This window comes from Comamonas sp. C24C (genome assembly GCF_053345995.1).
This window is the reverse complement of record NZ_JBKFBC010000005.1, coordinates 267,056-292,808: the sequence shown is the minus strand read 5'-3', so window position 1 is coordinate 292,808 and position 25,753 is coordinate 267,056. Positions and strand designations below refer to the sequence as shown.

General features: G+C 62.1%; 23 protein-coding genes. 15 read left to right on the top strand and 8 right to left on the bottom strand.

From position 1 onward, the window contains the following. Positions 1–265 (bottom strand): D-aminoacyl-tRNA deacylase (gene dtd, locus ACLBXN_RS11970; RefSeq protein ID WP_447612269.1); only part of this gene is annotated, 265 nt, incomplete at its 3' end. Further along, complete coding sequence (locus ACLBXN_RS11965) at positions 262–1,236, bottom strand: cation diffusion facilitator family transporter (protein ID WP_343677269.1); 975 nt, start codon at positions 1,234–1,236, stop codon at positions 262–264. The genes ACLBXN_RS11965 and dtd, both read right to left, overlap by 4 nt. A gap of 159 nt (positions 1,237–1,395) precedes the next feature. On the opposite strand from ACLBXN_RS11965, the gene ACLBXN_RS11960 reads away from it, so the two are divergent. From ACLBXN_RS11960 to ACLBXN_RS11950, 3 genes are read left to right on the top strand one after another with little or no spacing between them, the layout of a single operon-like run. After that, positions 1,396–3,474, top strand: coding sequence for a putative bifunctional diguanylate cyclase/phosphodiesterase (locus ACLBXN_RS11960; RefSeq protein ID WP_447612268.1), 2,079 nt, complete (start codon positions 1,396–1,398; stop codon positions 3,472–3,474). A 45-nt stretch (positions 3,475–3,519) separates the two neighbouring features. After that, complete coding sequence (locus ACLBXN_RS11955; protein ID WP_034399332.1) at positions 3,520–4,971, top strand: AMP nucleosidase; 1,452 nt, start codon at positions 3,520–3,522, stop codon at positions 4,969–4,971. Between the two features lie 9 nt (positions 4,972–4,980). Continuing rightward, complete coding sequence (locus tag ACLBXN_RS11950; RefSeq protein WP_447612267.1) at positions 4,981–6,195, top strand: diguanylate cyclase domain-containing protein; 1,215 nt, start codon at positions 4,981–4,983, stop codon at positions 6,193–6,195. 1 nt (position 6,196) lies between these two features. On the opposite strand, the gene ACLBXN_RS11945 is transcribed toward ACLBXN_RS11950, so the two are convergent. Beyond that, positions 6,197–7,789: a GMC family oxidoreductase gene (locus ACLBXN_RS11945; protein WP_447612266.1), complete on the bottom strand. Its 1,593-nt coding sequence runs from the start codon at positions 7,787–7,789 to the stop codon at positions 6,197–6,199. 197 nt (positions 7,790–7,986) lie between these two features. Here ACLBXN_RS11945 and ACLBXN_RS11940 point away from each other — a divergent pair, with 197 nt between their 5' ends. The 5 genes from ACLBXN_RS11940 to ACLBXN_RS11920 all read left to right on the top strand — a co-directional run bounded on the left by ACLBXN_RS11940 (position 7,987) and on the right by ACLBXN_RS11920 (position 12,152). Next, positions 7,987–8,835, top strand: a complete 849-nt coding sequence (locus ACLBXN_RS11940) for a 3-hydroxybutyryl-CoA dehydrogenase (protein WP_003068696.1) — start codon at positions 7,987–7,989, stop codon at positions 8,833–8,835. Positions 8,836–8,910: 75 nt separating this feature from the next. Continuing rightward, positions 8,911–9,726: a crotonase/enoyl-CoA hydratase family protein gene (locus ACLBXN_RS11935; protein WP_211457223.1), complete on the top strand. Its 816-nt coding sequence runs from the start codon at positions 8,911–8,913 to the stop codon at positions 9,724–9,726. A 21-nt stretch (positions 9,727–9,747) separates the two neighbouring features. Beyond that, positions 9,748–11,073 carry a serine hydrolase gene (locus tag ACLBXN_RS11930; protein WP_343677273.1) on the top strand — a complete coding sequence of 442 codons (1,326 nt, stop codon included), beginning with the start codon at positions 9,748–9,750 and terminating at the stop codon, positions 11,071–11,073. Positions 11,074–11,209: 136 nt separating this feature from the next. After that, positions 11,210–11,683: a MarR family winged helix-turn-helix transcriptional regulator gene (locus ACLBXN_RS11925; RefSeq protein WP_003050815.1), complete on the top strand. Its 474-nt coding sequence runs from the start codon at positions 11,210–11,212 to the stop codon at positions 11,681–11,683. Between the two features lie 52 nt (positions 11,684–11,735). After that, on the top strand, positions 11,736–12,152 hold the full coding sequence (locus tag ACLBXN_RS11920) for an organic hydroperoxide resistance protein (RefSeq protein ID WP_057093717.1): 417 nt from the start codon (positions 11,736–11,738) through the stop codon (positions 12,150–12,152). On the opposite strand, the gene ACLBXN_RS11915 is transcribed toward ACLBXN_RS11920, so the two are convergent. Next, positions 12,149–12,814 carry a 2'-5' RNA ligase family protein gene (locus ACLBXN_RS11915; RefSeq protein WP_447612265.1) on the bottom strand — a complete coding sequence of 222 codons (666 nt, stop codon included), beginning with the start codon at positions 12,812–12,814 and terminating at the stop codon, positions 12,149–12,151. The genes ACLBXN_RS11920 and ACLBXN_RS11915 overlap by 4 nt on opposite strands. 178 nt (positions 12,815–12,992) lie before the next feature. On the opposite strand from ACLBXN_RS11915, the gene ACLBXN_RS11910 reads away from it, so the two are divergent. Further along, complete coding sequence (locus tag ACLBXN_RS11910; RefSeq protein WP_211457227.1) at positions 12,993–14,027, top strand: serine/threonine protein kinase; 1,035 nt, start codon at positions 12,993–12,995, stop codon at positions 14,025–14,027. Positions 14,028–14,049: 22 nt separating this feature from the next. Here ACLBXN_RS11910 and ACLBXN_RS11905 read toward each other — a convergent pair whose 3' ends face one another. After that, positions 14,050–14,499, bottom strand: coding sequence for a hypothetical protein (locus ACLBXN_RS11905; RefSeq protein ID WP_447612264.1), 450 nt, complete (start codon positions 14,497–14,499; stop codon positions 14,050–14,052). A gap of 41 nt (positions 14,500–14,540) precedes the next feature. Then, positions 14,541–15,248 carry a TetR/AcrR family transcriptional regulator gene (locus ACLBXN_RS11900; protein WP_447612263.1) on the bottom strand — a complete coding sequence of 236 codons (708 nt, stop codon included), beginning with the start codon at positions 15,246–15,248 and terminating at the stop codon, positions 14,541–14,543. A gap of 120 nt (positions 15,249–15,368) precedes the next feature. On the opposite strand from ACLBXN_RS11900, the gene ACLBXN_RS11895 reads away from it, so the two are divergent. Beyond that, positions 15,369–16,577, top strand: coding sequence for an MFS transporter (locus ACLBXN_RS11895; RefSeq protein ID WP_447612262.1), 1,209 nt, complete (start codon positions 15,369–15,371; stop codon positions 16,575–16,577). 6 nt (positions 16,578–16,583) lie between these two features. Here the strand turns inward: ACLBXN_RS11895 and soxR are convergent, their stop codons facing one another. Further along, the gene (gene soxR / locus ACLBXN_RS11890) at positions 16,584–17,051 is read right to left on the bottom strand and encodes a redox-sensitive transcriptional activator SoxR (RefSeq protein ID WP_447612261.1); all 468 of its coding nucleotides are present in this window, start codon (positions 17,049–17,051) and stop codon (positions 16,584–16,586) included. A gap of 201 nt (positions 17,052–17,252) precedes the next feature. Between soxR and ACLBXN_RS11885 the strand changes: the two genes are divergently transcribed. Both ACLBXN_RS11885 and ACLBXN_RS11880 read left to right on the top strand, forming a co-directional pair. Continuing rightward, positions 17,253–17,747: a RidA family protein gene (locus ACLBXN_RS11885; RefSeq protein ID WP_447612260.1), complete on the top strand. Its 495-nt coding sequence runs from the start codon at positions 17,253–17,255 to the stop codon at positions 17,745–17,747. A gap of 20 nt (positions 17,748–17,767) precedes the next feature. Beyond that, entirely contained in the window at positions 17,768–18,976 is a 1,209-nt protein-coding gene (locus tag ACLBXN_RS11880) for an MFS transporter (protein ID WP_447612259.1), read from the top strand. Positions 18,977–19,089: 113 nt separating this feature from the next. Here the strand turns inward: ACLBXN_RS11880 and htpG are convergent, their stop codons facing one another. Then, on the bottom strand, positions 19,090–21,039 hold the full coding sequence (gene htpG / locus ACLBXN_RS11875) for a molecular chaperone HtpG (protein ID WP_447612258.1): 1,950 nt from the start codon (positions 21,037–21,039) through the stop codon (positions 19,090–19,092). Positions 21,040–21,702: 663 nt separating this feature from the next. On the opposite strand from htpG, the gene ACLBXN_RS11870 reads away from it, so the two are divergent. The 3 genes from ACLBXN_RS11870 to ACLBXN_RS11860 all read left to right on the top strand — a co-directional run bounded on the left by ACLBXN_RS11870 (position 21,703) and on the right by ACLBXN_RS11860 (position 25,744). Beyond that, on the top strand, positions 21,703–22,227 hold the full coding sequence (locus tag ACLBXN_RS11870; RefSeq protein ID WP_447612257.1) for a Csu type fimbrial protein: 525 nt from the start codon (positions 21,703–21,705) through the stop codon (positions 22,225–22,227). A gap of 264 nt (positions 22,228–22,491) precedes the next feature. After that, complete coding sequence (locus ACLBXN_RS11865) at positions 22,492–23,271, top strand: fimbrial biogenesis chaperone (RefSeq protein ID WP_447612256.1); 780 nt, start codon at positions 22,492–22,494, stop codon at positions 23,269–23,271. A 211-nt stretch (positions 23,272–23,482) separates the two neighbouring features. Continuing rightward, entirely contained in the window at positions 23,483–25,744 is a 2,262-nt protein-coding gene (locus ACLBXN_RS11860; RefSeq protein WP_447612255.1) for a fimbria/pilus outer membrane usher protein, read from the top strand. The last annotated feature ends 9 nt before the right edge of the window (positions 25,745–25,753 follow it).

The window sequence follows — 25,753 nt, the reverse complement described above, 5'->3', positions numbered from 1 at the left end:
TGCCGCCCCTGGTGTCGGCCGCCAGCGTGAACTGGCTGACCACCAGCAGCCCGCCGCCAACGTCCTGCAGGCTTTTGTTCATCTTGCCGGCCTCGTCGCTGAAGATGCGCAGCTTGAGCATCTTGGCCAGCAGCTTGTCGGCCTCGGCCTCGGTATCGCCGCGCTCGGCACAGACCAGCGCCAGCAGACCCTGGCCGATCTGACCGGTAATGCGGCCGTCGACCTCCACGCGCGCCTGCTTGACGCGCTGAATCACACTCATCATGTACTGAAACCTTCCCTGGCCGCGCCCTGTGCTTCGCCGCCCTGCTCTCCATCGGCCACTTCACTGACCGTGTTCATGCCCATGGGCAGCAGCTCGATGCGGGCATACAGGCCTGGTATGGCCTGCAGCAGCGCGGCTTCAATCTCGGAGCGCAATTGTGCCGCCCGCTGGACGCTCCACTGGCCGGGAACATGCATGTGAAAGTCCACAAAGCTGCGTTCCCCCGCCTGGCGGCTGGAGATATTGTCAAAGCTCACGCCTTCGCTGCGCCTGGCGAAGCTGTCCAGCAAGGTGTCTATCCTGAGGCGCTGCGGCGCATCCAGCGCCTGATCCATCAGGCCTTGCGAGGACTGCCAGACCAGTTGCACACCCTGCACGCAGATATGCACCGCCACGGCCAGAGCCACCACGGCATCCACCCACAGCCAGCCCGTCAGGGCTGCAGCCAGCAGGCCGACCACCACGCCCACCGAAGTCCAGACATCGGTGAGCAGATGCCGTGCATCGCCCTCCAGCGCCATCGAACGGTATTTGCGCGAGGAGCGCAGCATGACCCATGCCAGCAGCCCGTTGAAGACCGTGCTGAGCAGCGAAAGCATCAGGCCCCAGCTCAGTTGCTCCAGGGGCTGCGGGTTCCACAGCCGCGACAGCGCTGCCCAGGCAATCGCCAGGCTGGCGCCTATGACCAGCACGCCTTCGAAACCGGCCGAGAAGTACTCCGCCTTGTAATGTCCATAGGGATGTTCGGTGTCCGCTGGTCGCTTGGCCACGGTCACCATGGTCAGTGCAAACATGGCACCGGCCAGATTCACGAAAGATTCCAGCGCATCGGACAGCAGGCCCACCGAGCCGGTCAGCCACCAGGCCAGGGTCTTGAGCACGATGGTGAGCAGCGCCACCACCACGGACAGGCGCAGCAAATTGTGCGGCTGCAGCCATTTTGAAGAGCTTGAGAGGTCGGAATTGAGCATATTCGGGTTCCTGGGCCTCTATATCACCAAGTGTTCTGATACATCAATAGTCTTTGCAAGTTGTCTGAAAAGCAATTCACAATCCCTCCCGTGATGGACATGTCATGGTCGAGGCCGGCCTGATTCCTATATAAATACTCCCAGAAAAAAGGGAGGCGCATGCCTGATACGTCGACAGCACAGCAAGCGAGGGATGAGGACGCCATTCTTCGACTGGTGGCCGATACAGCACCCGCAATGCTGGCTTATTTTGATGCCGAAACCCGTGCCTGCCGCTTTGCCAACGCGCGCTACGCAGAGCACTTCGGTCACACCATGCAAAGCATCGTGGGCATGGATGTGCGCGACATCGTGGGCGAGCCGGTCTGGACACAGATCGAACCTTATCTGAACTCCGTGGCGGTGGACAGCACCCAGACGCTGCGCTATACGCGCCAGGTCGAAAACGAGACCGGCCGACTGCAGCACATCGAGGCGGTGCTGCGCCCGCATGAGGAAAAAGGCGTGCTCAAGGGGGTCGTGGCGCTGATGACCGACGTCAGCCATCATCATCTGGCGACACAGCAGATACGCGACAGCGAAGAGCGCATGCGCAAGTTCGCCGCCATCACCACCGAAGCCATCGTGCTGCACCGCGATGGCGTCATCATGGACGGCAATGATGCGCTTTCCCGGCTGGTTGGCTATTCGCTCGACGAGCTGCGCGGCACGCCGGTGCTCGATTACGTGGCACCCGAGGCACGTCTGCGGGCGCTGCAGAACATGCGCAGCGAGCGTGAAGATCGTCTTGAGTCCGTGGTCGTGCACAAGAACGGCCAGCTCGTCCCGGTGGAGATAGAAGCCAGCACCATGCCCGGGGAAAAAGACCGGCACCGCATCGTCCTGCTGCGCGACCTGACCGCAAACCTCCAGACCCGGCAGCGCATGGACTATCTGACCCAGCATGACCTGCTGACGCATCTGCCCAACCGGGCCCGTCTCAATCATTTGCTGGCCGATGCCATCGCCAGGGCAGCCGGCGAGCAGTCGCGCCTGGCAGTGCTGTCGCTGGACCTGGACCAGTTCAAGTCGGTGAACGATTCGCTCAGTCATCAGGCAGGAGATCTGCTGCTGTGCGAGCTGGCGCAGCGGCTCAGAAGCACCGTCGGCACTCAGGATATCGTGGCCCGCACCGGCAGTGACGACTTTGTCATCGTGCTCCCCGACAACCCAAGCCTGCTGGAGACCGAGGCCCTGCTTGCGCGACTGCGCGCCACGGCAGAGGCGCCCTATCTGATAGAGGGCACCCAGCTGGTGATTTCCGTCAGTGTCGGCGTCGCCATGTATCCCAAGGACGGGAAATGCCCGGCATCCCTGCTGAGCAATGCCGAGGCCGCCATGCAGATGGCCAAGAGCCGCGGCCGCAGTTTCTCCCAGTTCTACACACCGGCGCTCGAGAGCCGCGCAACACGCATGCTGATGCAGGAGCAGATGCTGCGCAACGCCGTGGAACGCGGCGAGTTCGAGCTGCATTACCAGCCGCAGACCCTGATGCAGACCGGCGAGCTTGCAGGCTTCGAGGCCCTGGTGCGCTGGAGGCACCCGCACCGTGGCCTGGTCTCGCCCGACGAATTCATCGGCTTTGCCGAAAACCGGGGGCTGATCGCGGCCGTGGATCGCTGGGTGCTCAATCAGGCCTGCCATCAGGCCCATGCCTGGCAGCAACAGGGTTTTCCCGCCATCCCCGTGGCCGTCAACCTGTCGGCACAGGAATTCCGCCAGCGCGATGTCGTCAAGGAAGTGGCCCAGGCTCTGGCCGACACGGGGCTGGAAGCCTGCTATCTGCATATCGAAGTGACAGAAACCACGCTGATGCTCTCGGGCAACCAGATGCAGCAGACCCTGCATGCCCTCAAGGCACTGGGGGTGGGCCTGGCCATCGACGATTTCGGCACCGGCTACTCGTCTCTGGCCTATCTGCGCAAGCACCCCATAGACCGGCTCAAGATCGACCGCTCATTCGTGACCGATCTGCCCCACAACCCGGATGCCGCCGCCATCGTCAATGCCATCGTGCAGATGGGCCAGAGTCTGCATCTGGAGATTCTGGCCGAAGGTGTGGAAAGCACTGAACAGCTGGACATGCTCAGAGAGATGGGCTGTGCCATGATGCAAGGGTTTCTCGTGTCAGCGCCATTACCTGCCGAGCAGGCTTCGGCATGGATGTCGCAACACTGTCAACTGCTACAAAGACAATAGTGCATGGCCTCGAATACACCGACACCCTCTCATAAGAACAGCAGCATGTTCCATACGGACGCCCTCCAGGCGCTAGCCCATGTGCAGCAGTTGTACCGCGAGCAGATCGATCATCTGCGAGCTGCCATGCAGCGCTTCGTGGCGGGAGAAACCCCGGCAGCGCCGATTCACGCCTACTACCCGTTTGTGCGTATCAAGACCACCACGGTGGCGCAGGCCGATACCAAGCTGACCTACGGCTTTGTGGAGGGCCCCGGCACCTATGAGGCCACGCTGACCCGGCCCGACCTGTTTGCCAGCTATTTCGGCGAGCAGCTGCGCCTGCTGATCCTGCACCACCAGGTGCCCATCGAAGTGGGCCTCAGCGACAAGCCCATCCCCATCCATTTCTCGTTCGCCGACAACGACCATATCGAAGGCTCGCTCTCGCCGGAGCGCCGCATGCTGATGCGCGATGTGTTCGATCTGCCGGATCTTGAATCCATGGACGACGGAATCGCCAACGGCACCTGGCGCGCGGCAGCCGGCGAGGCCCTGCCTCTGTCGCTGTTTACCGCGCCGCGCGTGGATTACTCGCTGCACCGCCTGCGCCACTACACGGGCACGGCCCCGGACTGGTTCCAGAACTTCGTGCTGTTCACCAACTACCAGTTCTATATCGACGAATTCATCCGTCTGGGCCATGCCGAAATGGCCAAGGAGGACAGCGAATACATCGCCTTTGTCGAGCCCGGCAATGTGGTGACCCGCCGCGCCGGCCTGCCCGCAGAAGCCGTCGACGAACTCGGAAATGCGCCGCCGCGCCTGCCGCAGATGCCGGGCTACCACCTGGTGCGCGCGGACAACAGCGGCATCACCATGGTCAATATCGGGGTGGGCCCGGCCAATGCCAAGACCATTACCGACCATATCGCCGTGCTGCGCCCCCATGCCTGGATGATGCTGGGCCACTGCGCGGGTCTGCGCAACAGCCAGCAACTGGGCGACTATGTACTCGCTCATGCCTATGTGCGCGAGGACCATGTGCTGGACGAAGAGCTGCCGCTGTGGGTGCCGATTCCGGCGCTGGCTGAAATCCAGGTCGCGCTTCAGCAGGCCGTGGCCGACGTGACGCAGATGGAGCGTGCCGATCTCAAGCGCATCATGCGCACCGGCACCGTGGCCAGCACCGACAACCGCAACTGGGAACTGCTGCCCGACAACCTGCCCCAGCGCCGCTTCAGCCAGAGCCGCGCCGTAGCGCTGGACATGGAATCTGCCACCATTGCCGCCAACGGCTTCCGCTTCCGCGTGCCCTATGGCACCTTGCTGTGCGTCAGCGACAAGCCGCTACATGGCGAAATCAAGCTGCCCGGCATGGCCAACCATTTCTATCGCGAGCGCGTGGACCAGCATCTGCGCATCGGCATGCGTGCCGTGGACATACTGCGCGAAGGCGGCTCCGACCGCCTGCACAGTCGCAAGCTGCGCAGCTTTGACGAGGTGGCCTTCCAGTAAGGCCTTGCCATGCTCGAGGTCGACCAGTTCTCCATGACATTGATGGTCGCCGTCAATTTGATGCTGGTCGCCTTCTCCCTGCCATGGTTCATGGGCCCCCAGCTGAGCCGGGCAGCCCGCAATGCGCAGCATTTCCTGTTGCTGCAAGGCCTGGCCTGGCTGCTGGTGCTCAGCGCCACGCGCTCCACCTCGCTGACCTGGAACACGCTGCTGTCGGTGGCGGCGACCGCCGCCTCGACAAGCGCTCTGTGGCAGCTGCAAAAGGCGCTCAAGGGCTGGCTGGGCCCCAGAAGACAGTCGCTGGTGCGCGCTCTCGCCGTGCTCTGCCTGCTTGCCCTGGCCGGCGAGCTGATACTGATTCAAAGCCAGCCTTACCGGCTTTTCTGGTTCAACATCTGCTATGGCCTGGCGATTGCCTCGCTGGCCAGCCTGGCCTTGTTTCCGCGTACCCCGGCGGCCAGGACCTGGCGCTATCTGTTCTTCGGCACCGGTCTGTGCACAGCCCTGGCCCTGCTCGCTCGCAGCTATCTGGCTCTGCATGCGCATCGGGTCTACAGCTTTGAACAAGAGCTCGATCCAGGCCTGTCGCCGTCCTGGCTGGTGCCCCTGTTCACCGCCATCCTGTTTGTGGCGATCCTGATGGCCTGGCGTGACGAGGAACACCGCCGGCAGCAAGCGGACAAGCCCGAAGACAGCCTGACCGGCCTGCCACTGCGCCAGGCCATCCGCAACCAGGCCCGCCACATGCTCAACCGGGCACAACGCGAAGACCTGCCGCTGGCCTTGATCCTGATCGACATGGATCATTTCTCGCAAATCAATCGCCGCCATGGCTATCAGACCGGAGACGAGGCCTTGCAGCTGATGTCACGCACGCTGAGAAAGCAGATGCGCGGCGACGAGGTCGTGGCCCGCTGGCAGGGGGAGTCCTTTTGCCTGCTGATTCATGCAGACCAGCAGGGCGTCAGATCGCTGCTGACGCGCATCAAATCCACGCTGCAGATTGGCGCGCAATACGAGCTGCAGGTGGAGCTGGACTTCAGCGCGGGTTGCGCACTGGTCCCTGCGGCCTGGAAGGGCCTGAGCCTCAACGAGCTGTCCAGCCACGCCAATGCTGCCTTGCAGCAAGCCAAGAAGCAGGGCCGGGGGCGGGTGGAGTACACCACCCTGACTCCTCCACCCGACGAGAACCCTGTCGAATCCGACCTGGCTCCGCTGGCCTGAGTCAGCAGGCTACCTTGATCAGATCGGCCGCCTTTTCGGCAATCATGATGGTCGGCGCATTCGTGTTGCCGCTCACGATGCGCGGCATGACCGAGGCATCGACCACTCGCAACCCCTGCACCCCATGCACCAGCAAGCGGGCATCGACCACGTCCAGAGCGCCCGGGCCCATGCGGCAGCTGCCCACGGGGTGATAGATGGTGTCCGCGTAACTGCGGATGAACTGCTCAATCTCCTCATCACTGCGCGCCTGCGCCGAATGCTCCAGCTCCCGCCCCTCGAAACGGGCCAGCGCGGGCTGATCGAGAATGTCGCGCATACGGTGCACGCCGCGCACCATGCGCTGCATATCGTCAGCCTCGGCAAAAAACGCCGGGTCTATGAGCGGCATGGTGCCCGCGTCGGCAGATGCCAGCCTCACGCGCCCCCGGCTCTTGGGCTGGAGCAGGCAGACATGGCAGGAGTAGCCATGGCCCAGCAAGGTCTTGCGGCCATGGTCGACCAGCTTGCCCACCACAAAATGCAGCTGCAGATCGGGCACCGGCTCCTGGGGCCGGCTGCGGATAAAGCCGCCGGCTTCGGCGAAATTGCTGGTCAGCATGCCCCGGCGCTCACGGCGCCAGCGGCCCATGCCCTGCCAGACATTCCTGAGACCGGCAAGCGAGATGCCGAAGCTGTCCTTGAGCTGAGGGCCATCCACCACCTGGACCACATCGGGATGGTCGTGCAGATGCTCGCCCACGCCAGGCAGGTGGTGGACGACATCGATGCCCAGCTGCTGCAGATGCTCACCCGGACCTATGCCCGAGAGCATCAGCAGCTGCGGCGACTGCAGTGCGCCGGCGCAGAGCAGAACCTCGCGCCGGCAGAGCAGTTGCCTGACATGCCCTCCCTGCACATATTCCACGCCGACGGCCTTGCGTCCGTCCATCAGAACCCGCCGCACCTGGGCACCGGTGATGATTTCCAGATTGGACCGGCTGCCACGCACCGGCGTCAGATAAGCCTTGGCAGCACTGCAGCGCTCGCCATTGTGGTGCGTGACCTGATACAGACCCACGCCTTCCTGAGCAGTGCCGTTGAAGTCGAGGTTGTGTGCATGACCGGCCTGCACGCCTGCGCGCACAAAGGCCTGGGCCAGCGGATTCGGGTCGCAGAGATCGGAGACATGCAAGGGACCGCTGGCACCATGCAGCGCGTCCGCGCCGCGCGTATTGCATTCGGCCTTCAGAAAATAGGGAAGAACATCGCTCCAGCCCCAGCCTGTATTGCCCTGAGCGCTCCAATATTCATAGTCCCCGGGCTGGCCACGCAGATAGATCATGGCATTGATGGAACTGGAGCCGCCCATCACCTTGCCGCGCGGCTGGTAGCCCCGCCGGCCACCAAGCCCGGGCTGCGGCACCGTGCTCATGGCCCAGTTGTAGTTTTTCTGCTTGGCCATCAGCGCCAGCCCTGCGGGGCAGTGGATAAGCACGCTTGTGTCTTCGCCACCCGCCTCCAGCAAGGTCACGCTGACCTGTGGGTTCTCGCTGAGCCTGGCTGCCAGAACCGCACCAGCGGAGCCGCCTCCCACCACCAGATAGTCACGCATGTCCGCACTCCTTTTGCTGCAAATTCTGACCAGAGGTCTGCAGCGGCGAAACGCGGAAAAACACGGTCGTGCAGAAGAAACACTGTCATCGTGATGACTCCTAACACGCCAACCATGCCCGACTAGGGTCAAACCCGGTCAGAACCGGGATAACATTTTCCCGTTCAAACGCACTTATCTGAATGGAGACAAAAAATATGGCAATCCAAACCGTAGGCATCATCGGCGCCGGCACCATGGGCAACGGCATCGCGCAGGCTTGCGCCGTGTCGGGCATCGACGTGGTGATGGTGGACATCTCCGAGGCCGCCGTGCAAAAAGGCCTGGCCACCGTGGCCGGCAGTCTGGACCGCCTGATCAAGAAGGAAAAGATCAGCGAAGCCGACAAGAACGCAGCACTGGCACGCATCAAGACCTCGACCAGCTACGACGATCTGAAGTCGGCACAGCTGGTGATCGAAGCCGCCACCGAGAACTACGAGCTCAAGGTCAAGATCCTCAAGCAGCTCGATACCCTGCTGGCACAGGACGTGATCGTTGCCACCAACACCTCGTCCATCTCCATCACCCAGCTGGCGGCCGCCACCCAGCGCGCCGACAAGTTCATCGGCATGCATTTCTTCAACCCCGTGCCCATGATGGCCCTGGTGGAGATCATCCGCGGCCTGCAGACCAGCGATGCCACCCACGATGCGGTCAAGGCTCTGTCGGAAAAACTGGGCAAGTCGCCCATCACCGTCAAGAACGCTCCCGGCTTTGTGGTCAACCGCATTCTGGTGCCCATGATCAACGAGGCCTTCCAGGTGCTCAGCGAAGGCACGGCCTCGGCCGAGGACATCGACGCCGGCATGAAGCTGGGCTGCAACCAGCCGATTGGCCCGCTGGCCCTGGCCGACATGATCGGTCTGGACGTCTGCCTGGCCGTGATGGAGGTCTACCTCAAGGAATTCGGCGACAGCAAGTACCGCCCCTGCTTCCTGCTGCGCGAAATGGTGGCTGCCGGTCGTCTGGGCCGCAAGACCGGCCAGGGTGTTTACACCTACTAAATCGCCGGCCTTCAGGTCTTGTGCGCGACTGCGGCAGCTGCGACAGCCGTCTAAGGTTGCAGCAGGAGACCTGCCATGCAAATCGACCATCCCAGCCCTCCGCCCGAGGGCTGCATTTCTTGTGAAGTCCGCGGCCATGTGCTGCTGATCGGCATCAACCGCCCGGCCAAGCGCAATGGCTGGACGCCGGCCATGTTCCAGCAGCTGGCAGAGGCCTATACCCGGCTCGACGACGAGCCTGAGTTGCGCGTGGGCCTGCTCCATGCTTTCGGCGATCATTTCACGGCGGGGCTGGATCTGCCCGTCATTGCCGAATTCATGAAGACTGGCCAGAAAGCCATCCCTGCCGGCCTCGTGGAACCGCACGACTATGGCCTGCCCGGCTACCGCCGCCGCACCAAGCCCATGGTTGCTGCCGTCAAAGGCATCTGCTTTACCGTCGGCATAGAACTGATGCTGGGCGCCGATATCGTCGTCGCGGCCGACAGCAGCCGCTTTGCACAGATGGAAGTGCAGCGCTGCATCATGCCCACGGGCGGCGCCACGCTGCGCATGCCCGAGCGCGCTGGCGTGGGCAATGCCATGCTGCATCTGCTGACCGGCGACGCCTTCGACGCGGCCGAGGCCCTGCGCTGCCACTTTGTGCAAAAGGTCGTGCCCGCAGGGCAGGAACTGGACGAGGCTTTTCGCATTGCCGAGCGCATTGCCGCCCAGGCACCGCAGGCCGTGGTGGCCACGCGCCTCAATGTTCTCAAGGCCATAGAGCTGGGCCAGGCCGCCGCCGTGGCCGACTTCATTCCCGTGCAGCAGCGCCTGGCCAACAGCGAGGACGCCGCCGAAGGCGTGCGCTCCTTCATCGAGAAACGCCCAGCCCGTTTTACCGGTCGTTGATCCCAAGTTCAAGAGGTGATGATGAGTTTGAAGTCTTTTACGCGCAGAACGCTTGTGCCACTTGCGCTGACAGCTATGGTTTCTGCAGTCCATGCACAGGCTGCTGCACCCGCGTTGCCCGACCCGGCCAGCACCAGCGTGCAGGCCATGGGCTGGATGCAGGGCTTTCCGCCCGCTGCCGACAAGCTCATCACCTTCGACAACCCCGTGGGCAATACCTTTCCCCGCATACGCTGGACCTTCTCGCATATCCGAGAAATCACGCCCACGGCCAATGTCTGGCGCGGCCCGGGCGCTCCCAGCGCCTTGCGCTCGGCTCCGGTCGACATCGAGCAAGTGCGCTTCAAGGTCATGGGCACCGGCGAGGAGCTGACCTTTGTCCAGGCACTGGATCGCAACTACACCGACGGCATTCTGGTCATGCACAAGGGCCGCGTGATCTATGAGAAATATCTGGGTGCGCTGGAGCCGCAGCGCCCGCACCTGGCCATGTCGGTCACCAAGTCCTTTGTCGGCACCCTGGCCGCCCTGCTGGCCCACGAGGGCCTCATCAAGCCCGAGGCACCGGTGACCGACTATCTGCCCGAGATGAAGAACACCGCCTATGGCGACGCCACGGTGCGCCAGGTGATGGACATGACGATCGGCGTGAAGTACTCCGAGAACTACGCCGACCCCAAGGCCGAGGTCTGGGACTACGCCCGCGCCGGCGGCATGATGCCGCAGGGCAAGGACTATGCCGGCCCCAGGAGCTTCTACGAATTTCTGCAGACCCTGCAGAAAGAGGGCGAGCATGACCAGGGCTTTGCCTACAAGACGGCCAACGCCGAGGTTCTGGCCTGGATCGTGCGCCGCGCCAGCGGCAAGCCTCTGGCCCAGCTGCTGTCCGAACGCATCTGGAGCCGCATCGGGGCCGAGCAGGACGCCTACTTCATGGTGGATCGCATAGGTACGGAATCGGGCGGCGGCGGCCTCAACACCACGCTGCGCGACCTGGCCCGCTTCGGCGAGCTGATGCGCAACGAAGGCCGCGCCGCCAGCGGCCAGCAGGTGCTGCCCAGGGCCGTGGTTCAGGACATCCGCCGCGGCGCCGACCCGGCCAAGTTTGTGAAGGCCGGCTATGCCACGCTGCCCGGCTGGTCGTATCGGAATATGTGGTGGGTCTCGCACAACCCCAATGGAGCCTATATGGCGCGCGGCATTCACGGTCAGGCCATCTACATCGACCCCAAGGCCCAGATGGTGGTGGTGCGCTATGCCTCTCACCCGATTGCGGGCAATGCAGGCATAGACCCGACCAGCCTGCCCATGTACCAGGCCCTGGCCGATGCACTGACCGCCCGTTAGGCACAGGACGTTTCAGCCGTGACAGGCTCCGCTCACGGAGCCTGTTTGCATTGCTCCGGACCTCTGCACTGTCCCCTACGGCCTAATTATCCAAATTAAATTGCACACAATTTAATTGTCTGCAATAATTCAATCCATGCGATCCGATGACAACCTTCTCCCCGACAGCTCCGAGCTGCTGCGCCTGGACAACCAGGTCTGCTTTGCGCTGTACTCGGCATCGCTGGCCATGACCAAGCTCTACAAACCCTTGCTGGATGCCATAGGCCTGACTTACCCTCAGTACCTGGTCATGCTGGTGCTCTGGGAAGGCGACCAGCTCACGGTCTCGGAACTGGGCGAACGTCTTTACCTGGATTCAGGCACGCTGACGCCCTTGCTCAAGCGACTGGAGAGCGCAGGCCTGCTGGCACGCCAGCGCGATGCACAGGACGAGCGCCGCGTGCGCATCGCCCTCACGGATACCGGCCGGGCACTGCGCGCCGAAGCCGAAAAGATACCTGCCTGCGTGCTTCAGAGCACGCAGTGCACCCTGCCCGAACTGCAGGCCCTCACGGGCCAGCTCGGCACACTGCGCGCACGGCTGGCGCCGCGCCGCAGCCACTCCTGACGATTTCCTCCACCCGCCCGCATTGCCGGGCAATCTCGCAAAGGAAGACACCATGGCCCAACTCGACAAGGTTCTGTACACCGCCCACGCCCACACCACCGGCGGCCGCGAAGGCGCTTCGCGCACCGATGATGGCCGCCTGGACATCCAGCTGAGCTCGCCCGGCGGCGCCGGCAAGGGCACCAACCCCGAGCAGCTGTTTGCCGCCGGCTATTCCGCCTGCTTTATCGGCGCCATGAAGGCCGTCGCCGCTCGCCAGAAGATCACCCTGCCCGCAGACCTGTCGGTGGATGCCGAAGTCGATCTGGGCCCAGTGGGCGAAGTGTTCGGCATCGCTGTGCGCATGAAGATCAGCCTGCCCGGCATGGACAAGGCTGCGGCCCAGCAACTGGTGGACACCGCTCACCAGGTCTGCCCCTACTCCAACGCCACACGCGGCAATATCGGCGTGACGCTGACCATCGCTTAAAGCGGCTCAGACCACAGGGCACCGGGCGCAGCCACATAGCGCCCGGTGTCCAGTTCGAAGACGCCCTCCAGCTGCAGCGGCCCCGCAATATCGGCCGCCGCATAGCGGACCAGTGCCAACTGCCTCACCTCGATAACCGGCAAGTCCCGGGTCAGTGCCAGCAACTTGTCCACAACCTCTCTCAGCGGCAGCCTTCTCGCATAGTGGCCCAGGGTTACATGGGGCACATAGCGCCAGCCCGGCGCGGGCTCTGCAGGCACCAGTGCTGCATGCAGCTGCTGCAGGCATTCCTGCCCCTCGCCTACGCCCAGATAAGGCACGGTGGTAAAGCTGCCAGCCCCCGCGATCTGCATGGCAAAAGGGCGCGGCCGCAGGCTTTGCAGCATGGCGACATCGGCGCGCAGCGCCAGGCGGTCATATTCCCGCGCCGCATGCTCGTCCCCTACCCCGCACAGCCCTCTATAGGCCAGCGTGATATGCGGCTGGCGCGCATGGCGCGGCAGCAGGGCATCACCGAGCCTGAATCTGGCCTGCTGCAGCACGGACTCCAGACCATGACCTTGCAGCATCACCACCCAGACCGCACACCAGGGGCAGCCTTGATGCCACTCGGCAAAATCCCGGTCCTTCCAGGGCTGTGAAAATGCTTCGCTCTCTTGCATGCAGGCAGTGTGCCAGCGCGGGCGACATGCACGGCATTCCGGTCAGTTTTCCCAGGATTTCCGGCTGCCAACATCCATCAGAGAAACGGCAACAGCTATCAAATCAAAAGCAATTTTGCCCACGCATGTGCCATGCCATCCGGTTCGCAAGAGCCTGTTTGAGCCTGACAATGCGAGGATGAGCGATACCCAAGACCCTTCTCACCCTTATGCAGACCTCACGCCGGACTGCGTGATCGATGCACTGTGCAGCACGGGCCTTGTGCCGGACGGGCGGCTGACCGCGCTGAGCTCCTATGAAAACCGCGTCTATCTGGCCCACCAGGACGAGGGCGACAAGGTCGTCGCCAAGTTCTACCGCCCAGGCCGCTGGAGCCGCGCCCAGATCGAGGAAGAACATGCCTTCTCCCAGGAGCTGGCGGCTGGCGAGGTTCCCGTGGTGGCGCCGCTGGCGCTGCAAGGGCAGACCGTGCATGAGCATGCGGGCTTTCTGTTCAGCATCAGCCCCTGGCGCGGCGGGCGTCGCCCCGAGCTGGACGACTGGGAGGTGCTGGAATGGATAGGCCGTTTTCTGGCCCGCATCCACACCGTGGGGGCCGCCCAGCCCTTCACCCATCGCCCGGCGCTGAACCTGAAAAGCTTTGGCTACGAATCCATGCACTACCTGCTCGAACACGAGGTCGTCGCGCTCGAAGTACGCAGCCGCTGGCAGCAGGCTTGCGACAAAGCTCTTTCATTGATAGCACCATCCGCTGATGGATTAAGCGCTGCAGGCCATTTTGGCTTGCATTCTGCGACGCAGATTCGGTTGCATGGCGACTGCCACCCGGGAAACATTCTCTGGACGCCGCTGGATGACGAAGGCCATGGCGGCCCGCATTTTGTCGATCTGGACGATGCACGCAGCGGCCCCGCCGTGCAGGATCTGTGGATGCTGCTCTCGGGCGACCGAGGCCAGCAGACCCAGCAGCTGTCGGCCCTGCTCGAAGGCTATGAGCAGTTCCGCAGCTTCGACCGGCGCGAGCTGGCTTTGATCGAGCCGCTGCGCACCTTGCGCCTGCTGCATTACAGCGCCTGGCTGGCGCGCCGCTGGCAGGACCCGATCTTTGCCATCAACTTCCCCTGGTTCGGCAGCACCGACTACTGGCAGGGCCAGGTGGGCATGCTGAACGAACAGATCGAAGCCATGCAGCAGGAGCCGCTCTATGCCTAGGGCGCTCCATGCCTGCAAAGAGCTAGCAGCGCCCCTGCAAACGGAGTTGCCCTCGTGCATCGCGCCATTGCACGGCATCGCCGCCCTGCGCGGGGGCCGGCGGCGGCGCGGGTTGCGCCTCTGGTGCCTGCGGGCGATTGGGATCATGCAGCACGGTGGAGGACCCCACCCCGACACCCACGCTGGCACCGCCCACGCCGGTGGATGCGCCGACGCCGGCACTGCCCAGCACCTGCCCGCGCTGGTTGACGCCTACGCCCACACCGACAGGCCCGACACCCGTGCCGACGCCTGCGCTGAGACTACCGCTGCCCAGACCCACGCCCACGGAAAACGGCCCCACCGGAATCCCGACGCCCACTCCGGCCCCGACGGAGCCGCAGGCGGGCAAGGCCAGCACCAGAGCAGCGGCGCAGACCGTGCTCAGGATTCTGTGATGACCGGGCTTGATGGTGTCTGGCATGGAATTCATCTCACTGACTCTCACTGACTCTCACTGACTCTCACTGACTCTCACTGACGTTTGACAGCCGCATTGTCACCGGCCGTGCCCGCAAAAAGGTTATCAATCAGTAGCTCGACCAGCGGCTTGAGGGCCAGCTTCTGCGAGCCCTCGGAGGCCAGCAGGTTGTTGTGCACCAGCGCCATCCAGAACGGGCTGGCCAGCAGCTGGGCACTGCGGCTGACCGAGCGGGTCCTGAGCTCCCCCTCTTTCACGGCCAGCGCCAGCAGATCCTGCACATAGTTCTGCCAGGCATCAAAAGCCAGCTCTTTGTACAGTCTGGCCAGCTCGGGCGCATGCCGTGCCTCGCTGAGCACCAGGCGTGCCAGCATGCCACGCTCACTGCTGTCCACGGCCTCCAGCGTCGGCAGCAGACTGCGGCGCAGAAGGGCACGCACCGTCTCGCCCTTACGGCGCCGGAGCGGCTGATAGACGGCCGAATGCCGCAGCGCATGCTCCACCACGCCCCGCAGCAACTCGTCCTTGGAGGGGTAGTAGAGATACAGCGTGCCCTTGGCCACCTGCGCGCGGCAGGCAATACGCTCCATGGTGCTGCGGGCCACGCCGCACTCCACGAACTCGGCCAACGCGGCCTCGGCAATCTGCTGACGCGTCTGCGCCGTCTTGTCGAGACTCGGGCCACGCGTGCGCCGCTGACGCTTTGCCTGCGTTCCGATATCCGGGTCTGCGCAAGGGGCAGCCGCTGGGCCATCCGCCATGCGCTGAAATCCTTTTCTAGAATTCATAAAATTGACCAAATAGTCATTTTTAATAATTCTAGGTCAAGCCGACTTGCCCACACCGGACATGCGGATGACTGCTCCACCCATGCTTTCCCAATGCAATCCCGTCTGAGTCCCTATGCCTGGGTGTGCTTTTCCATGTGCGTCGGCGTCATGGGAACGGCTCTTGCCAGCCCGCTCTACCCACTCTATCAGCAGGCCTGGGGGCTGCAGCCCAGCCATATCACGCAGATTTTCGTGACCTATATGCTGGGCGCCTTGATCAGCCTGCTGTTTCTGGGCCGTCTGACCAACCTCTTCGGTTTTCTCAAAGTGCTGCGCCTGGGGCTGATGGTGATGACCGTGGGCGTCATCGGCTCGGCCCTGTCCTGGAATGCCTGGAGCCTGGGTGCCTCCCGCTTCATCATCGGCCTGGCATCGGGGTTGATCACCACCTCGGCCTCCATAGGCATGACCCAGCTCAACAACAAGGGGGACCTGCAGCGTGCGGCTGCAACCACCAGCCTGACGATTGCCTTCGGCTTCGGCCTGGGGCCCGTGGTTGGCGGCCTGATGGCGCAATGGGTGCCATTTCCCCTGGTCAGCAGCTATCTGCCGCCCATCGCCCTGAGCTTTCTGGGCATCCATGCGCTGTTCAAGGTCCAGCTACCGACGGCCACTACGCCCGTCCATAGCGCGCCCGGCCTGACGCTGAAAGATGTTCTGCCCAGCATCTCCCAGCCGCGCAAGCCTTTTCTCTACCACTATGCGCTGGGCTGCATGGCGGCGTTTTCCGCCTTCGGCATGTTCAGCCTGTTTGCTGCCATGGCCCCCAGCTTCATGGCCCAGATGCTGCCCTGGCATGGACCTGCGGTCTCGGGCCTGTCCATCGGCGTCATCCTGTTTCTGTCGGCCGGCATCCAGCTCATCGCCCGGCCCTATCCCACCAAGCGGCTGATCATCATCGGCTTCTTCGCCCTGGCGGCGACCAATGCCCTGCTGGTTCTCAATCTGTTTGCAGGCTCGCCATGGCTGTTCGCACTGAGTGTGCTGAGCATGTCCTGCGGTCATGCACTGTGCAACCTCTCGGGCATGGCCGTGGTCAACAAGGTCTCCAAGCCCGCCAACCGCACAGGCCTGCTTTCCACCTATCTGGTCGTGGGCTATGTAGGCACCATCGTCCCCATCCTGGGGATGGGCTGGCTGTCCGACCATATCGGGCTAACGGGGTCACTGATAGCCTTCTGTGCCTGTCTGGGCCTGCTGTCAGCACTGCTGGGCGTCATCAGCGCAAGGGCACGCGTGCTGCCCGTTCCGCGCCAGTAAGCCCGGCTATCTGAAATGCGGGCCGGCCCCTTGCGCCGCCAGACAGTCATGGTCGTTGCGCAGCGGGCAGCCCTGCAGAGACAGGCAGCCGCAGCCTATGCAGGAGTCGAGCTGATCCCTGAGCTGGGTCAGCATGGCAATGCGTGCATCGAGCTGTGCCTGCCAATGCAAGGACAGGCGACTCCAGTCGGCCTTGCCGGGTACGCGGTTGGCCGGCAGATGGGCCAGTGCCTGCGCGATCTCGGCCAGGGGCACGCCCATGCGCTGGGCCACCTTGATCACGGCCACCCGTCTCAGCACCGCTCGCGCATAGCGGCGCTGGTTGCCCGCAGTGCGCGCACTCTCGATCAAGCCCTGCTTCTCATAGAAATGCAGGGCCGATACCGCCACTCCGCTGCGGCTGGCGACCTCTCCCACACTGAGATCCGGCATTCCCTCAGCCTCGGCCACCAGGCCGCTTCCGCATCCATTCATATCGCCAGTCTCTTCACACTGCACAGTCATCTCCCGCTGCTTTCCCTTTGTCCCTGCCTGGCTGCCATGACCGCAATCCTGTGTGGTCATACAAACCTCTTGACCTCAAGCTTAGTTGAGGTTGAACAATTCCAGCAGCTTCCGGAACAAAGGCCTGCTGCTGGCGGGCCCTGCCGGACAAGCCTTGCCTGAAAGACTTTCATGGACGCCAAGCCCAGTTTCATTGCCCAAGCCCCCGCCCCTCAACCGCGTTTCCTGCAGCCCGCCGGTCTTTATGACAGCCTGCCCAATGGATACACCCATGTGGTTACCGTCCAGGAGCCGCTGCGCTGGCTCTTCGTCTCGGGCCAGGGCGGAGAAAACGCCCTGGCCGAGCTGCCAGACAGCTTTGCCCTGCAGGCTGCGCAGGCTCTTGCCAATATCAAGACCGCCCTCGCCTCCGGTGGCGCGGACATGGGCCATGTGCTCAAGCTCACCGTGCTCATCGTCGATCATTCGCTGGAGCGATTCGAGCACTGGCAAAGCGCCGTGAGACAGCATTGGGGCAGCGGCGAGCTCGGCGACAAGCGGCCGCGCTTTCCGGCCTGCACGCTGATTCCCGTGCCCAAGCTGGCCCTGCCCGGCATGCTGATCGAGGTCGAGGCCACGGCGGCCCTGCCCATGGCGATGGACGCCAAAGCCGCCATTCCCGCCTGACCCCTGCACCTGAGCGCCTCATGAAAACCACAACACCAGCGGCCACCCCAGTCCTCTCCAGAACCACCCTGCTGCTCATGGCAACGGCCTGCGGTCTGTGCGCCGGAGCCAATTATTTCAATCAGCCCTTGCTCAACTCCATGGTCCAGCATTTGCAGATCAGCGATGCCCAGGCCTCCAGCACCGTGACCATGGCCCAGGTCTCCTATGGCCTGGGACTGCTGTTTCTGGTGCCGCTGGGCGATATGCTGGAGCGCCGCCGCCTGGTTCTGATCCTGATGCTGCTGGCCGCCTGCGGCATGCTGCTGTCGGGCATCAGCGGTATGGCGGGCAGCTTCGCGCTGCTCGCCGCCGGCACCCTGATGGCCGGCGTGTTCTCGGTGGCCGCCCAGGTGCTGGTGCCCATGGCCGCCACCTTTGCCGCACCTGGCGCCAGCGGGCGTGCCGTCGGCCTGGTCATGAGCGGCCTGCTGATCGGCATTCTGGCCTCGCGCAGTGTGGCGGGGATTCTGTCCGATCTGGGCGGCTGGAGCACCGTCTACTGGGTGGGGGCCATCAGCACCGCCTTCATGGCCGTGCTGCTGGCACGGGCCCTGCCCAGGGCGGCTCCCGCCGCTCCCGTCAGCTATGGCGAAGTCATGAAGTCCCTGGGAGACTTGCTGCGCCGACATCCGCGCCTGCGCAGCCGTGCGCTGATCGGCGGCACCGGCTTTGCCACCGTGAGCGTGCTGTTTTCCATCATGGCGCTGCTGCTGGCCGGGCCTGGCTTTGAACTCTCGGATCTGATGATCGGCCTGATCGGCATCGTGGGCATTGCCGGTGCACTGATGGCCAATGTGGCCGGACGCATGGCCGACAAGGGACTGGAGCAGTCCGCCACGCTGGCCGGCGCCATTCTGATGCTGCTGGGCTGGCTGTGCCTGTGGCTGGGCGGCAGCAGCATCTGGTGGTTTCTGCTGGGTCTGCTGGTGGTCGACGGCGCCCTTCAGGCCCTGCACATCAGCAACCAGAACGTGGTCTATGCATTGGCGCCCGAGGCCAGATCGCGCATCAATGCCGTCTATATGACTACGTACTTCCTCGGCGCCTCCCTAGGCTCGGCGCTGGGCTCGTGGGCATGGCTGGCACATGGCTGGACCGGCACCAGTCTCATGGGCGGCCTGCTGGGACTGCTCACCTTGACCATGGTGCTCTGGGATCGCAGCCTGCTTGCACGTTCACGCAACTAATCAATTTTGATAGCTGCTAGCGCCCTACCCATAATCGATACAGCCAGAAATCATGAAAAAATCCCCGCAGAGCCACCACTCTGCGGGGATTCTTATCGGGGAGAACGAACCGCTCAGGCCAGCAGCGCGTTCACACGCTTGACATAAGCAGCCGGATCCTCGGGCATGCCGCCTTCGGCCAACACGGCCTGGTCGAACAGAATCTGGGCCAGATCGTTGAAGTGGACGGAGCCGTCCAGCTTCTTGACCAGGGCGTGATCGGGGTTCACTTCCAGCACCGGCTTGGACTCGGGCGCTGCCTGGCCGGCCTGCTTGAGCAGGCGGGCCAGTTGCAGGCTCATGCCGCCGTCGCTGACCACCAGGCAGGCGGGCGAGTCGACCAGGCGGCTGGTGGCGCGCACGTCTTCGGCACGGTCCTTGAGTGCTTCCTTGAGCTTGGCCAGCACGGGCTTGAAGGCTTCGGCGGCTTCCTCGGCGGCCTTCTTCTCTTCCTCGTTCTGCAGCTTGCCCAGATCCACGGCACCCTTGGCCACGGACTGCAGCGGCGTGCCGTCAAAGTCGTGCAGATAGTTGAGCGCCCACTCGTCCACGCGATCGGTCATCAGCAGGACTTCGATGCCCTTCTTCTTGAACACTTCGAGCTGCGGGCTGTTCTTGGCCGCAGCCAGGGTGTCGGCCGTGATGTAGTAGATCGCGTCCTGACCTTCTTTCATGCGTGCCTTGTAGTCGGCAAACGAGGTGTTCAGACCTTCATGCGTGGTGGTGGCGAAGCGCAGCAGCTTGGCAATGCGTTCCTTGTTGCCGAAGTCCTCGCCCAGCCCCTCCTTGAGCACGGCGCCGAACTCGTTGTAGAACTGGGTGAACTTGCCTTCCTTGGCCTTGTCCTCTTCGCTGACGACATCCTGCACGCCATCCGCAGTCTCAGCTGCGGCTTCATGCCTGTCATGCCGTGCCAGGTCTTCCAGCATCGACAGCACGCGCTTGGCCGAGCCATCGCGGATCAGGCGCACATCGCGGCTTTCCTGCAGCAGCTCGCGGCTCACGTTCAGCGGCAGATCGGCAGAGTCGATCACGCCCTTCACAAAGCGCAGGTACTGGGGCATCAGCGCCTCGGCGTCGTCCATGATGAAGACGCGCTTCACATAGAGCTTGATGCCGGCATGCTTGTCACGCTGGTACAGGTCGAACGGGGCCTTGGCGGGGATATAGAGCAGCTGCGTGTACTCGGTATTGCCTTCGACGCGGTTGTGGCTCCAGGTCAGCGGGTCCTCGAAGTCATGGCTGATGGCCTTGTAGAACTCCTTGTACTGCTCTTCCGTGATGTCCTTCTTGGCGCGGGTCCACAGGGCGCTGGCCTTGTTCACGGTTTCCCATTCACCGGTCTTGACCATCTCGCCGGGCTGATCGTTCTCGCCTTCCTTCCACTCTTCCTTTTCCATCAGGATGGGCAGGCTGATGTGGTCGGAGTATTTGGAGATGACCTGCTTGAGCTTGTAGCCGTTGAGAAACTCCTCGGCGTCGTCACGCAGATGCAGGATGATGCTGGTGCCGCGCTGGGCACGTTCGATCTGCTCGATCTCGAAGTCGCCCGTGCCGCCGCTGATCCAGCGCACGCCGGCCGATGCCGGCGCACCGGCGCGGCGGGTTTCCACGGTGATCTTGTCGGCCACGATGAAGCCCGAGTAGAAGCCCACGCCGAACTGGCCGATCAGCTGCGAGTCGGCCTTCTGGTCGCCGCTGAGCTTTTCCATGAAAGCCTTGGTACCGCTCTTGGCAATGGTGCCCAGATTGTCAATGGCTTCCTGCTCGCTCATGCCGATGCCGGTATCGGTGATGGTCAGCGTGCGGGCAGCCTTGTCAAAGGAAACGCGCACTTCCAGCTCGGGCTGATCGCCGTAGAGACTGGCGTCGCCCAGCGCTTCAAAGCGCAGCTTGTCGCAGGCATCCGAAGCATTGGAGATCAGCTCGCGCAGGAAGATTTCCTGGTTGGAATACAGCGAATGCGTGACCAGGTGCAGCAGCTGGGCCACTTCGGCCTGGAAGGAATGGGTTTGCTTTGTCATCGTTCTCGGGATACGGATGTCGTTGAACACAAAAACTGTCGTTTATACAAGTAGTGCAGAAGTGCGCAAATTCAAGAGCTCGTCATCTGTCTGCGGGTATCCATTGCCCGATCGGGTTGCCTAGGGGTCTGACCGCCACGCCATAACGCTTCTTCGACGCATTCTCAGCTTGCATGAGAGCCATTGACGGACACCTATCAAACGCGTCAGAAATAAACCAACAGTCAATCAACGCATTCCAATGAAGAATTCAATATTGATTTTCAAAATCAATATTGAATACATGATTCATTTTTAGACAACAAAAGATTTTAAAAAACCAGATCACCAAGAAGCGCTAATCAAAGCAAGGTTGAGAATTGCCTTTCGCCTCGACAAATTCAGAGCAAAGTTACAATTTCCTACATTTGCTAGGGCCATCTTCCTACAAGTCGATCTATTTCATCCTTACGAGAATTTTGAAACACCAGCTCTTTGCTAAAAAATAAAAGGTAGTTCTTCTCAAGAATGTTTTTGGGTGATATTCAAATATTCGAATTGAATTTTGATTTTCAAATCTTCCTTGAAGCGATTCATGAGCTTTCTCAACTACCTTCTCCGTACCTTGCCTTGACGCACTGAGTTGGCACAGCAGAGGTCCCTCTTCGGTTTGAAGGAGTCTTTATGCGTAGTCAAAGCCCCGTTCTGTCAGGCATCGCAGCCATTCTGCTGGGCATAGCCAGCACTGCCACTTTTGCCGATACCGTCACCGGCTCGTTCAATGTCAAGGTCCAGGTGCTCAAAGCCTGCTCAATCACGCCCACCAACCCTGCCGATATCGTTTTTGACACTGTAGACACCACGAGCACTGCAGCCCAAACCAAAACCACGTCGATTGCGGTTCATTGCTCGAAGAGCACACCTTACGAAATCGGCCTCACGCCCTCCAACGCCAACACCACAGGCACAGGGACCATGACCAAGGTCGGGGCCGCATCGCCCACGCCGGACCAAAGGATTGCCTACCAAATCAATTCTCCGGCAAACAGCGCCTGGGGCAACAAGACCGGTGCTGGAGGCAATACCGTCACCGGTACCGGCAATGGCGCAGTACAAACCTATGTCGCAACTGCAGCAGTGGCAGGCACGGTCTGGAATGTCGAGCCTGGAAACTATGCAGACATTGTCACGGTGACCGTGACCTACTGATCAAGCCTGGCATACGGCAAAAAACAGCTCAAAGGCCTTGGCAGGATGCACGCGGAGTCCGCTTGTCTCAGGACTGACTGAGGCCCTGTCTTTTCTGCTGCGCCATGGTTGACGGCTTTGCGAGCCGCTTCTACAAGGCGCTTGCAACACGAATCACAAAGCCGAAAGTTGAACGAGACGAAGCACTGGCCCGCACAAGGCGAACCGGCAGCGCGTCAAGGACATATTCGGCGCTCAAAAAAATGAGAAGGTGCGAGGGACTCCATGCGTTTCATGCTTCAAAAACAGGGCTTCGTAGCCTCGCTGGCGGCATGCATGCTTTGTCATATGCCATTGGCATATGCAGGCGGATTGCAGGTGGCACCCGCCTCCATACAGATGCCCATCAACAACAATGCCGCAGGCATCTGGCTGAGCAACACCAACTCTTCTCCTTTGACGGCCCAGATTCGGGTCTTCAAGTGGTCACAAGCAGACGGGGAAGATCTCATGTCCTCAACCGCTCAGCTCACGATCAGCCCTCCGGTGGTGGAAATCCCGGCGGGAGGCAAGCAGCTTGTGCGCATCATCCGCACCGGTGCTGCACCCGCCATCGGCACGGAAACGGCTTACAGGCTCATCGTTGACGAGTTGCCGGCCGAAGTGCCAGAAGCCCTGAGGCCGCCAACACCCACCGCCTCCAGGCGAACCTTTGGCATGAATTTCTTGATGCGCTACTCCGTCCCGGTGTTTATCGGTGACTCCACAGACGACTCCATCAAAGATATCGGCCCCCAGCTTGAGTGGTCTTCCCATAAAGATGACTCCACAGGACAGTGGATCGTGCGTGTCACCAATCACGCCGCTGTACGCGCCCAGCTTGCCGATCTCAGTGCAGTCACCACGGAGGGACAGACACGTCCTTTGATCAGCGGCATGCTCGGCTATGTGCTCCCTGGAAGCACCCGGCAATGGACGCTCGCGGCAGTGCCCCGGGCGCAATCTCTCAAAGGTTTTCAGGCACAGATCAACTCGGACACCCAGATGATCAAGCTTCAGCCGTGAGCTTGTGCCATGCGCGGGCACCATGGCATTTAGCAGAAACACTGCACTAATCCTTGGCACAGCGAGTTTGCTGGGCATAACCTGTGGCTGGGCCCAGACACAGAGCGAGAGCGAGCCAGCCCCGAGCAGCAATCAACCCTTTCGCCTGTCGGACCTCGCACCGCTTGCGCCTAGGGCATCTCTTGCCTTCAGAGAGGAAGGCATCGAGCTGATGCTTTCCGTACAGCTCAACACCCGGGACTTCGGCCTGCAACCGGCCTTGCTGCGAGGCAAGCGTTTGTCCATGCGCCGGGACACGCTTGCCGTACTGGGCCTGAGAAACGAATCCCTACCCTCGCTTGCAACGCAGACCTCCAGCCCAGGCAATCCATGGATTGAACTGGATGCCATCGAAGAGCTGCAAATTCAGCTCAATATGGCGATGCAGAGTTTGACGCTGAACATCCCCTTCACACAGCTGCAATGGGCCAGCGCCCAGCTGAACGCCAACGGCCTCCAAGGCCAGCCATCCCATAGCTCTCACGGCCTGCTGCTGAACTACGATGTCTACGGCTTTGATAGCAAGGGATCGCGCGCGCTGAGTGCTATTACCGAGTGGCGTGCCTTCATGGCGGACAAGGTGCTTGCGACGACCATGCTGTCCCAATTTTCGAGCACCAGCCAGTTGGGCACGAGCCATGATCAATTTCGCCAGGTACGGCTGGATACGACCTTCAGCCAATCCTTTCCCAACCAGATGCTGACCTTTCGCATCGGCGACACGCTGACTAGCATGCAGCCCTGGTCGCGCGCCACGCGCATTGGCGGCATCCAGATTTCGCGCAATTTTTCACTGCAGCCTTATCGCATCACATCACCCATGCCGGCGCTGATGGGCACCAGCGCGTTGCCGTCAGATATTGCGCTGTACATCAACGGGATCAAGCAATACCAGGGCACGGTGAATGCGGGGCCCTTCACTTTGAACACACCGGTGGGCATCTCGGGAATGGGAAATGCGCAGATTGTTCTGACCGATGCCATGGGCCGCAACACCACCTTGCAATACAGCCTCTACGGCAGCACGCAATTGCTGGCCGAGGGTTTGAGCGACTGGTCTGTGGAGGCTGGCTGGGTACGCAAGAACTATGGCTACGAGTCCTTCAGCTATGGCCGCACCCCGGTGGTCAGCGGCTCCTGGAGCAGGGGTGTAAGCAACCAATTGACCGTGCTCACGCATGCGGAGGCCACCTCGGGCTTGCTGAATCTTGGTGCTGGTGCGCATTGGCAGGCTGGGGGCCTTGGCGTTTTTTCTGCGGCCAGCGCCTTCAGCCGCAATCATGGCGAGGCGGGAACTCTCGTCCAGCTGGGACACACCTGGAACAACCAATCGTTTTTCACCGCACTGCAAGGCATGCGCGCCAACCGCAGCTTCCGTGATGCAGCATCCTTGTATGACGTGGTCCGACCCAAGGCATCCGGGCGTGCCATGTTTGGGTACAACGATAAAAAGCTGGGAGCGTTCAATATCGGGCTGCTGTACCTGTCCAGCTATGGCAACAAGACACAGCGCTATGCCACTGCAGGGTGGAGCCGTAACCTGGGAGGCCAAGGCGCCATCAGCCTGAGCGTCAATCACGATCTGGACGACAGCCGCCAGAGCAATGTGCAACTGGCCTTGAGCTGGTTTCTCGATGGCAGGCTCAACCTGGGCGCCACTGCCAGCCGCCAGAACCAGCAGAACCTGCTGAGTGCCTATGCCAGCCAATCCCGCCCCAACGATGGCGGCTGGGGCTGGAGTGTTGCCGCCCAGCACGGCGATGGCACTTCTGGCCAGGCACGAGCCGATTATCTGGCCCAGCATTTCGAAGCCAACGCATCCATCGCCAGCAACCGAGGCATCAGCAGCGCCTCCGCCGGAGCATCCGGATCGCTCGTACTGATGGACGGGCATCTGCTGGCCAGTCGTCGCATCTACGACGGCTTTGCTCTCGTCAGCACCAATGGACTTGCAAACGTCCCCATCAGGCGGGAAAACAATTCTGCAGGGCAGACCAGCGAGCAAGGCTTGCTGCTGGTCACGCAGCTCGGGGCCTATCGCAACAACAAGATTTCCATTGACCCCATGCAGCTTCCCGCGCAGTTCAAAGTGCCCCAGCCCGAACTCAACATCGTCCCGACAGACAGGGCGGGAACACTGGTCAAGTTCGATCTGCAGCGCATTCGCTCAGCCAGCATCGTGCTGCACGATGCTTCAGGTCAGCCGGTTGTCACCGGCAGCCGTGCCGTCGTACAAGATCACAGCAGGGACGCAGCAACGATCAGCAGCATCGTGGGCTATGACGGCATGGTGTACTTCGAGCAACTGGCTGCCGACAACCGTATCACGGTCAACCTGCCCGATGGAGGTCAATGCACTGCCCATGCCCGCTGGCCCGATACCGCTGAGTCAGTGAATGAAATTCCCGTGATAGGCCCGATCACCTGCCGATAAAGGTTGCGC

Excerpts from the sequence above, each read along its gene's own strand:
- ACLBXN_RS11965 (WP_343677269.1), bottom strand. The coding sequence starts at position 1,236 with ATGCTCAATTCCGACCTCTCAAGCTCTTCAAAATGGCTGCAGCCGCAC.
- ACLBXN_RS11960 (WP_447612268.1), top strand. The coding sequence starts at position 1,396 with ATGCCTGATACGTCGACAGCACAGCAAGCGAGGGATGAGGACGCCATT.
- ACLBXN_RS11955 (WP_034399332.1), top strand. The coding sequence starts at position 3,520 with ATGTTCCATACGGACGCCCTCCAGGCGCTAGCCCATGTGCAGCAGTTG.
- ACLBXN_RS11950 (WP_447612267.1), top strand. The coding sequence starts at position 4,981 with ATGCTCGAGGTCGACCAGTTCTCCATGACATTGATGGTCGCCGTCAAT.
- ACLBXN_RS11945 (WP_447612266.1), bottom strand. The coding sequence starts at position 7,789 with ATGCGTGACTATCTGGTGGTGGGAGGCGGCTCCGCTGGTGCGGTTCTG.
- ACLBXN_RS11940 (WP_003068696.1), top strand. The coding sequence starts at position 7,987 with ATGGCAATCCAAACCGTAGGCATCATCGGCGCCGGCACCATGGGCAAC.
- ACLBXN_RS11935 (WP_211457223.1), top strand. The coding sequence starts at position 8,911 with ATGCAAATCGACCATCCCAGCCCTCCGCCCGAGGGCTGCATTTCTTGT.
- ACLBXN_RS11930 (WP_343677273.1), top strand. The coding sequence starts at position 9,748 with ATGAGTTTGAAGTCTTTTACGCGCAGAACGCTTGTGCCACTTGCGCTG.
- ACLBXN_RS11925 (WP_003050815.1), top strand. The coding sequence starts at position 11,210 with ATGCGATCCGATGACAACCTTCTCCCCGACAGCTCCGAGCTGCTGCGC.
- ACLBXN_RS11920 (WP_057093717.1), top strand. The coding sequence starts at position 11,736 with ATGGCCCAACTCGACAAGGTTCTGTACACCGCCCACGCCCACACCACC.
- ACLBXN_RS11915 (WP_447612265.1), bottom strand. The coding sequence starts at position 12,814 with ATGCAAGAGAGCGAAGCATTTTCACAGCCCTGGAAGGACCGGGATTTT.
- ACLBXN_RS11910 (WP_211457227.1), top strand. The coding sequence starts at position 12,993 with ATGAGCGATACCCAAGACCCTTCTCACCCTTATGCAGACCTCACGCCG.
- ACLBXN_RS11905 (WP_447612264.1), bottom strand. The coding sequence starts at position 14,499 with ATGAATTCCATGCCAGACACCATCAAGCCCGGTCATCACAGAATCCTG.
- ACLBXN_RS11900 (WP_447612263.1), bottom strand. The coding sequence starts at position 15,248 with ATGGCGGATGGCCCAGCGGCTGCCCCTTGCGCAGACCCGGATATCGGA.
- ACLBXN_RS11895 (WP_447612262.1), top strand. The coding sequence starts at position 15,369 with ATGCAATCCCGTCTGAGTCCCTATGCCTGGGTGTGCTTTTCCATGTGC.
- soxR (WP_447612261.1), bottom strand. The coding sequence starts at position 17,051 with ATGAATGGATGCGGAAGCGGCCTGGTGGCCGAGGCTGAGGGAATGCCG.
- ACLBXN_RS11885 (WP_447612260.1), top strand. The coding sequence starts at position 17,253 with ATGGACGCCAAGCCCAGTTTCATTGCCCAAGCCCCCGCCCCTCAACCG.
- ACLBXN_RS11880 (WP_447612259.1), top strand. The coding sequence starts at position 17,768 with ATGAAAACCACAACACCAGCGGCCACCCCAGTCCTCTCCAGAACCACC.
- htpG (WP_447612258.1), bottom strand. The coding sequence starts at position 21,039 with ATGACAAAGCAAACCCATTCCTTCCAGGCCGAAGTGGCCCAGCTGCTG.
- ACLBXN_RS11870 (WP_447612257.1), top strand. The coding sequence starts at position 21,703 with ATGCGTAGTCAAAGCCCCGTTCTGTCAGGCATCGCAGCCATTCTGCTG.
- ACLBXN_RS11865 (WP_447612256.1), top strand. The coding sequence starts at position 22,492 with ATGCGTTTCATGCTTCAAAAACAGGGCTTCGTAGCCTCGCTGGCGGCA.
- ACLBXN_RS11860 (WP_447612255.1), top strand. The coding sequence starts at position 23,483 with ATGCTTTCCGTACAGCTCAACACCCGGGACTTCGGCCTGCAACCGGCC.